6 protein-coding genes and 1 pseudogene are annotated in these 7,630 nt (G+C 61.8%); 5 read left to right on the top strand and 2 right to left on the bottom strand.

All coding sequences use genetic code 11. The features are described from left to right. Positions 1 to 192: pseudogene (locus AC1D34_RS30830) on the top strand (adenylate cyclase); the annotation flags it as partial. A 350-nt stretch (positions 193 to 542) separates the two neighbouring features. On the opposite strand, the gene AC1D34_RS30825 reads toward AC1D34_RS30830, so the two are convergent. Beyond that, positions 543 to 1,982, bottom strand: coding sequence for a DUF6880 family protein (locus AC1D34_RS30825; protein WP_476826273.1), 1,440 nt, complete (start codon positions 1,980 to 1,982; stop codon positions 543 to 545). Between the two features lie 171 nt (positions 1,983 to 2,153). Here AC1D34_RS30825 and AC1D34_RS30820 point away from each other — a divergent pair, with 171 nt between their 5' ends. From AC1D34_RS30820 to AC1D34_RS30805, 4 genes are all read left to right on the top strand, one after another. Beyond that, entirely contained in the window at positions 2,154 to 3,965 is a 1,812-nt protein-coding gene (locus AC1D34_RS30820; RefSeq protein ID WP_476826272.1) for a PHA/PHB synthase family protein, read from the top strand. Positions 3,966 to 4,039: 74 nt separating this feature from the next. Further along, entirely contained in the window at positions 4,040 to 4,246 is a 207-nt protein-coding gene (locus AC1D34_RS30815) for a hypothetical protein (RefSeq protein ID WP_441509117.1), read from the top strand. A gap of 564 nt (positions 4,247 to 4,810) precedes the next feature. After that, positions 4,811 to 5,047 (top strand): hypothetical protein, encoded by a 237-nt coding sequence (locus AC1D34_RS30810; RefSeq protein ID WP_441509158.1) that lies wholly within the window; start codon positions 4,811 to 4,813, stop codon positions 5,045 to 5,047. 798 nt (positions 5,048 to 5,845) lie between these two features. Further along, positions 5,846 to 6,631, top strand: coding sequence for a potassium channel family protein (locus AC1D34_RS30805; RefSeq protein ID WP_441509157.1), 786 nt, complete (start codon positions 5,846 to 5,848; stop codon positions 6,629 to 6,631). A gap of 626 nt (positions 6,632 to 7,257) precedes the next feature. On the opposite strand, the gene AC1D34_RS30800 is transcribed toward AC1D34_RS30805, so the two are convergent. Continuing rightward, on the bottom strand, positions 7,258 to 7,479 hold the full coding sequence (locus AC1D34_RS30800; RefSeq protein ID WP_476826274.1) for a hypothetical protein: 222 nt from the start codon (positions 7,477 to 7,479) through the stop codon (positions 7,258 to 7,260). Positions 7,480 to 7,630: the final 151 nt, after the last annotated feature.

Below are 7,630 nucleotides of genomic sequence, written 5' to 3'. Positions count from 1 at the left end.
GCCGATAACAAGCTCAGAATAACCAGCCGGCTCGTAGATGGAGAAACGGCCGCCATTCGCTGGTCCGCTGTTTACGAGGCCGACCTGCATTCCGGGAACATCATCGATCTCGAAAGTGGCGTAGCGCAGAAGATCGCCGCAGCGGTCGCCCAGGCCATCAGAATCCCACGTGCGGCGTCGAAGGTTCGCTAACGATGGTTCGGGAGCGGAAGATACCGCCGCCGACCGGCAACGAAATCGCCCTTTAGAGGTTCACCGCTCGCGGCGCCTTCTTTAGCAATGGAATTCGGAACGCTCRCAACTTTTAGGCAGGCTGCGCTACCAACTCACTTTGATGCCAAGCGGGCCGTTTAGGCATGCGAGTGGCCATTGAGACCGATCCGAGTACCCGACCGTGGCGTAGAGCGCAGATGAGAACTCGACGCCCTGCCGCGGAACGGACCGCTTCAGACGCCAGATCGACAACGCAGCAAACTCTGCCGCGCTGATCGTCAGACCAAAACCGGCATCGCCGGCTCGGCATCATCCCCCGAGCACAGGGATCATCGCGCGTCCCAGAAACCGCTATTGCGGCCATGCTTCGCCTTGAGCGTCGCAACGTAGGTATCGTGATCGGTATGCCCGTTGTAATCTTCGATCCGTCTTACAAGCTCAGCACAGGTATGCAGGTGCCGGGCCGCGTGGGGATAACGCTTGGCGCGGGCCTTATCGAGCGCGAAGTCGATCATCGCTCTTAGCGCCAAAGTCGTAGCCAACGGGTATTTTACCTCAAGCGCCTCGGCCGCGTCCGTCAGACGGCCGTAGTGATCGCCGTCAAGTTCGGAATGGCGAGCGAGGATCAWTTTCGCTGCGRCCTCAGGCGCKGGCCACTCGATCAGAAAACCCAGCCCCTGATGAAAATCCGCGAACGTCCCGGCATGAGCAAAGGCACGCTCCTCGGCTTCGTCGTTATCAAAATCCGGCAGCCGCTTGAGGTAAGCTTTCAAATAATCCGCATGCAGCAGTTTCTCGAAAAGAGACCAGCGCACACGCTGTGCCTCGTCCACCCGCCCCAAGGCATCCAGCGTATGGATCCGAACCCGGTCCCAATCGGGCCAATACCCGCTCGTCTTCCGCAGCGTTTCCGCCTTCGTGAGCGCTGCCATCGCGTCGCCGGCCCGGCCCGCAGCCAGCAACCGCTCTGCCATCCCGGCAGCAATCGCGGGATTGGCCTGCTCTTCCTTGGAAAACCGCGAGACATAGCCGTCCACATCGCCCAGAGCATCCGCTATCTCGGTCAGTGCCGATTGAACGAGACGAGCATGACGACGGATCGCAAATTCGTCCTCATACATTGCCCCGCGCGACGAGGACCAGCCGATCGGGCGCCGTTCGCCCTWGCCGACAGGCTTTGGCGGATCGGCCGCCAGAGCCTCGAACTTCTCCTTGAGAATCATCAGCCCTTCCTGCCCCAACGGCCCAGCCATCAGGGTGACGAGTTGATCGAATTGCCCGTAACCATTCGCGCAAACGCCGGCGAAAACTTTCTCGGCCAGCATGTCCGACGCGGGTTTCGCAGTCTGCGCCGCTCGCCCCAGATCTTCGAGCGCTTCGCTCATGATGCCGCCAACTATCCCGTTGCTGTCGTCGCACCGCTCGTGAATAGCCGGCGCCAGCCCCAGGAACTGCCAGAGCAGATCGAAGGCTTCCGACGGCTGATTCGGCGCGACATGGGTCACGATCGCCTGGCGCTGAGCTTCAAGGTCCTGCACAAAAGCGTGCATCTTGTGCCAGTCGATCAAAGAACGAGATTTGGCTATCGTCGCCAGTCGCTTGCGAATTTCCCCGGCAACCTGATCCGCGCCGACGCTGCTGGCCAGTTCCAGTCGAAGGCGTCTCTTGATCGCTGCATCGCCTTCCGCCAGTTCGAACAGGATTTGGGCGAGCCGCTCCGCCCCAAGTGCGGCGATGCATTTGCTATCGAATGTCTTGCCAGACGCCATGCCTCCTCCTCGCAAAGGGACAGAACCTGGTCAAGCACTCGCCCGGAAAACAAGAAGCGAACATGATCATCATACTCGCAACTTTTTGAGGCTCCCTGTTAAAGGTTCTCCGATGAAGTAGGCGTTGTTCACGTAGTCAGTTGGCATCTTCGAAGGTCGAGGAGACAGGCCATGGCTGGATCCGAGTTGGATAAAACGGCACGGAACTTCGGTTTCGAGGTCCGTGACCCCCAGCGCTTTGCGAGCAATATGGCTCAACTTGTCGGCGAGACAGCGAAAGCGGTCTCGGCATATCTACAGCCTCAGATCAGCGCCCCTGCACAATTCGCCGTATCCGAAGAGTTCGCGCCGATCGCGAAGACATTCGCACAGGTTCAACAGGCGTGGATGACGCAGCCGGGAACCATGTTCGCAGCCCAGACGAAGCTCTGGCAATCGTACGCCGACCTCTGGAGTTCATCCTTGCTTCAGGCGGTGGGCATGGGAGGTGGCGAGGTGGCTGCTTCCGCCTCCAGGGACAATCGGTTCAAAGATCCTGCATGGACGGAGAACCCATATTTCGACCTGATGAGGCAATCGTACCTGATCACGTCCCACTGGGCGGAAAGCCTAGTCGGCGAGGCGGAAGGACTTGATGCCGAAACCGAGCGAAAGGCGCGGTTTTATACAAAGCAAATCGTCAATGCGATCGCGCCCTCGAACTGGGTGTTTTCCAACCCTGAACTCCTGCGAGAARCCTTCGCTTCGGATGGGGAAAACCTGGTTCGCGGCATGCAGTTGCTGGCAGAGGATATCCAGCGCGGGAGCGGGACGCTCAAGATCAGGCAGACGGACCCCAGTAAGTTCGAGATCGGCCGCAATCTCGCGGTCACGCCCGGAAAGGTCGTCTACCAGAACCCGCTCATGCAACTGATCCAGTACGAGCCTGCCACGGAGAAGGTACTCAAGCGTCCTCTTCTCATCGTGCCGCCCTGGATCAACAAGTTCTATATCCTCGACCTCAACCCGGAGAAGAGCTTCGTTAAGTGGGCCGTAGAGCAGGGGCACACCACCTTCATCATCTCCTGGGTCAACCCGGACGAAACCCTCGCGGGCAAATCCTTCGAGGACTACATGCACGAGGGCATCCTCGAGGCTCTCGACGCAGTCGAGAAGGCCACGGGCGAGAAGCCCGTGAATGCCGTCGGATACTGTGTCGGGGGCACACTGCTTTCCGCAACCCTGGCCTACATGGGCGCGACGGGCGACGAGCGGATCAAGAGCGCGACATTCTTCACGACGCAGGTGGACTTCCGGCATGCTGGAGACCTGAAGGTCTTTTCGGACGAGGAGCAGATCAGAGCGATTGAACGGGACATGGCCCAGCGCGGTTACCTCGACAGCAGCAAAATGGCGACCATCTTCAATCTCCTGCGTTCAAACGACCTGATATGGCCCTACATCGTCAACGTCTATCAGAAGGGACAGGAGCCGCTTCCCTTCGACCTGCTGTACTGGAATTCGGATTCCACGCGCATGCCGGCGGCCAACCACAGCTTCTATCTCCGGCGCTGCTACCTCGAGAACGATCTCTCCGAGGGCCGGATGGAATTCGATGGCACTAGGCTCGATCTGTCCGCGGTGACCATCCCGATCTACCATCTCGCCGCTCGCGAGGATCACATCGCCCCACCACGATCCGTCTTTGCGGGCGCGGGCTGCTTCGGAGGTCCGGTGACGTTCGTGCTGGCTGGCTCGGGGCACATCGCCGGCGTGATCAACCCGCCCGCGAAAAACCGCTATCAGCATTGGACCGGAGGCCCAGCGGATGGCTCGCTCGAGGGGTGGCTTGAATCCGCCGACGAGCATCCGGGTTCGTGGTGGCCCCACTGGCAAGCCTGGGTCGAAGCCAAGGATCGCAAGCGGGTGGCTGCGAGGGCGATCGGCGACGGCGAGCTTGAGCCGATCGAGGATGCCCCGGGGAACTATGTCCGGGAAAAGTAGGTGTGTCGGCAACCGATGCAGCGGGTTTTTCAGGAATAAGTGGCCGTTCCGCCGGCGCAGGGCCTGACTGGACGATGCTCTCCACCTTGTTCTTCGGCATTCCCGGCTTCTACCGCGTCGCCGATGGTCTCGACTGCGGCGCCGAGATCAAGATCGTCACCCATGCCAAGGGCACGAACTGCGAAGGCTGCGAACGCCGCGTCGTGCGGCAGAAAGACAAGAATCTGCGCTTTTTTGAGCGGCCAAAGCGCAGCCAGAAATGGCGCGTCGTCCGCAGCTGAGGGCTCTACGGCATGAGGCGGGGCGGCCCGCGTTGCTGCCAGAGCTGGAGCATGGTMATCCGGGTCGAAACGGTGATGTTGAGCGCCGGAGTCGCGCCGAGCTTCAGCGACGGGGTGGCGATGATCAAATGGCTTGACGAGCACGGCAAGCACCTAGCCGATGGATGCGAGTTCCAGACGACCGGCAGTATGTGGTCGAATACCCCCGTCGAGGACTTCCTGGAGCGCGCCGTGCAGCAGATCGCGCTGACTTTTTCGAAGTCGGCGAGAGCTGCGTCCACACCATCGACCCAGAGAGATCAGTGTCGTGGCACTCACCTGCATCCTGACCCAGGTGAAGGACACCGGCTTCCAAGTAGTGCTCGACTAGTACCTTAACGGACCTGGGCTCTTGGCTGCCCCCGATTGCCCTTGATAGCGATCCGGCCCAATATGCTCGGGAGCGGTCCCGCAAGGAACAGACGCGAACAGATAAGAACAGCGCTGTCCGTAACTGGCAGGATGTTGCCAGTGCGGAGGAACGTCCCGCGAACGACTCTGAAACGACGCAAGGACTGTGCCGTCATGTCTGACACGCTCACGCGCCCAAGAACACATGCCCCAAGAACGCATGCCCCGCTCCAGGTGATCGTCCATTTCAGCGAAGGCGAGGCCAAGGCCCTGGCCGTGCTGGCCGGCGCGTTGGGATCGGATGAAGCACGCTCGCCGCTGGCCAGGGCGCTCGCCCGCGTCAGGAAAGAGATGAACATCGCCAAGTCCCGGCACCGCAACATGACGAAGCACGCCAGGCCCCCTGTCTGAGTTCGCCACCTGCCTCCACATGCTCTTCGAGGTGTGGGGAGCTTCGCGCCCAGATGGAGCTGTCAGGCGGGAGAATTGCGAACAAAGCTTCCGGAAATTGGAAACATGTTTCCGGGACGGAAGAACACCCACGAACCACTCATGAACGGCGACGTGAGACCGTACTTGCGCGAAAGCTGGCGGTGAAGCCTCCTCGACCGGATCATGCGCGCAGAGTCTGCCCGCCGTCTCGTGCCAACGAAGCTTTCAGGCGCCGTGCGCTGGGGATGGCGCAGATCCCAGCCCTCGCCAAGTTCCTGCACGGCGCGGGCGCGGATCTCTGCAACGTCGTCAACAATCCCCCAGGTCAGTCGCTCCGGCGAGGAGGCTCGTCGCCTGCGCGACCAGCGCTTCTGGGGGCCCCGGGCGGCATTCAGCCCATCGCCGGTTCTGTGAGCCTGAAGCGGTGAGACAGCCTTCCTTGGCCGTCTATGGCTGGCGCGGGCCTGTAGGGTGCCCCGAGGCGTCCGTCCCGAATCCGCGCCGGTTGTTCAGGGGTGGAAAACGCTGGAGGGGCGTTACAGCAGCGGGGAAGCCTGGGAGTCCGATTGAAAATGCTCAAGGATGGACGATCCGGCGCAGCATGAGGCTTCACGGGCCTGGGAACAGGAGCAAGCAATAAAGATCGTGATAGCAATCGCAACGCTGGTTGCATTCGTGATGTCAACAATTGCAGACGCTGCTAGTGCCGCCGCATCGGCCCGTTAATCGCAAGATCGGTGCCACGTCGCCTTGCGTAATGAGTGGATGAAAATGGCCATGACCGCCACGCCGCCGTTCCGACGCGCCCAGATATTGATCCGCGAGCTCTACGAGGGCGACTCGGACCGGGCGCATCGATTCCGCTACACGCTGCTCACTTTCGATCTGGTCACGCTGCTGTTCATCGTCGCGACCTCGTTCGTTCCGGGTAACGCCGTCACCGAGACGGTCGATGTCGTGTTCGGCCTCGTCATCCTGGGGGACTTTGGAGCGCGCCTGCTGATCAGCCGCCACCGCCTGCGCGACCTACTGCGCCCGACCACATTGGCCGACATCGCGGCGATCGCGTCATTCCTCGCGCCGCTGGTGGGCAAGGGCGCGGGCTTCTTGCGCGTCGTACGCACTTTGCGGCTGCTGCGCAGCTACCAGTTGCTGGCGCGGCTGCGTCGCGACTCGGCGTACTTCCGCGACAACGAGGAGATCATCATCGCGGTCGCCAATTTCGTGGTGTTCCTGTTCGTGATGACCGGCTTCGTCTACGAGACGCAGCACGCCAGCAATCCGCACATCACAAACTATGCGGACGCGCTGTATTTCACCGTCACGGCCCTGACCACCACCGGTTTCGGCGACATCACGCTGTCGGGCACCACCGGGCGGCTCATCTCGGTCGCCATCATGATCTGCGGCGTGACGCTGTTCTTCGGGTTGGCCAAGGCGGTGCTGCGTCCGAACAAGGTGCGCTTCCCCTGCCCGACCTGCGGCCTGCTCCGTCACGATCCCGACGCGTCGCACTGCAAGGCCTGCGGGCAGGTGCTGAACATTCCGTACGAGGAGGAATAGAGCATTTTTGGGGGCTGATCGCCGCCGTAGTGCGAAACGGAACGAAACTCTACGAATACCCCCTTGCGCGCCCTTTCCATCGCCCGCCTGCGGGCGATGGGATTCAACCCTTGACCCCAGCGTTGGCAAGCGCACGGCCATCGATCTCGTCATCGCGTATGGCGACGCTCCCGACGTCATCGCCGCCATGCGCTGGCGGTTCGAGGCGATGGGAGTCCGGCTGGGTCTATGAGCTGGAACGGGCAGCAAGGCACGTAGACGGCCTTCACGTGGGCGCTGGCCCATCCTGCTCCTTGGGCCAGGGCGCTGTTCCCTGACGCCATTCAGGGTGAAGACGGCGAAATCGGTCGCTGACTCCAACGCGGGCGGGCGACAAAGCGCCCTCGACCTGATCATGCCCGCGGAGTCTACCCGCCGCATCGTGCCAATCGAGCTTTCGGGCACTGTGCGCTCGACACGGATCTCTGCAACACCGTCAACAATCCGCAGGTCGGTCGCTCCAGCGAGGAGGCTCGTCACCTGCTCAAGGAGCGCTTCAGGAGGCCCGCGAGCGGCATTCAGCCCCTCGCCGCGGGGCGCGGGCATGTAGGGTGCCCCGAGGCGCGCCCATTATTCAGGAGCGGGCGTTACAGCAGCGGCAGAGCCTGGGGGGGCCGGTTGAGAATGCTCAAGGATGGCCGATCCATCATGGCCTCGGCGACGTCGAGACGTTGCTCGTAGTCGCGCACGTAGCGCTTCCACCGGGGCATCCAGCCGAAGGTGCGCTCGAGGACCCATCGCTTCGGCAGGATGCGCGCAGAGTCTGCCCGCCGCATCGTGCGGGCGCCATGCGAGGCGACGGGCGTCACTGTGAATCATAGGCTGGAACGGGCGGCAGGGCACGTAGACGGTCTTCACCTGCGCCGCCAAGGCGAGGGTTATCGTGTGCTACCGCCTCATCGAACGTCAGCTTCCGGACCGAGATAGAAGGGGTAAAACCGACCCTTCTCGGACTCTGTC

The organism is Allobosea sp. P1_A7 (assembly GCF_056406775.1).
Note: the sequence above shows the minus strand (reverse complement) of the source record. Positions and strands in the feature narration are given on the sequence as shown.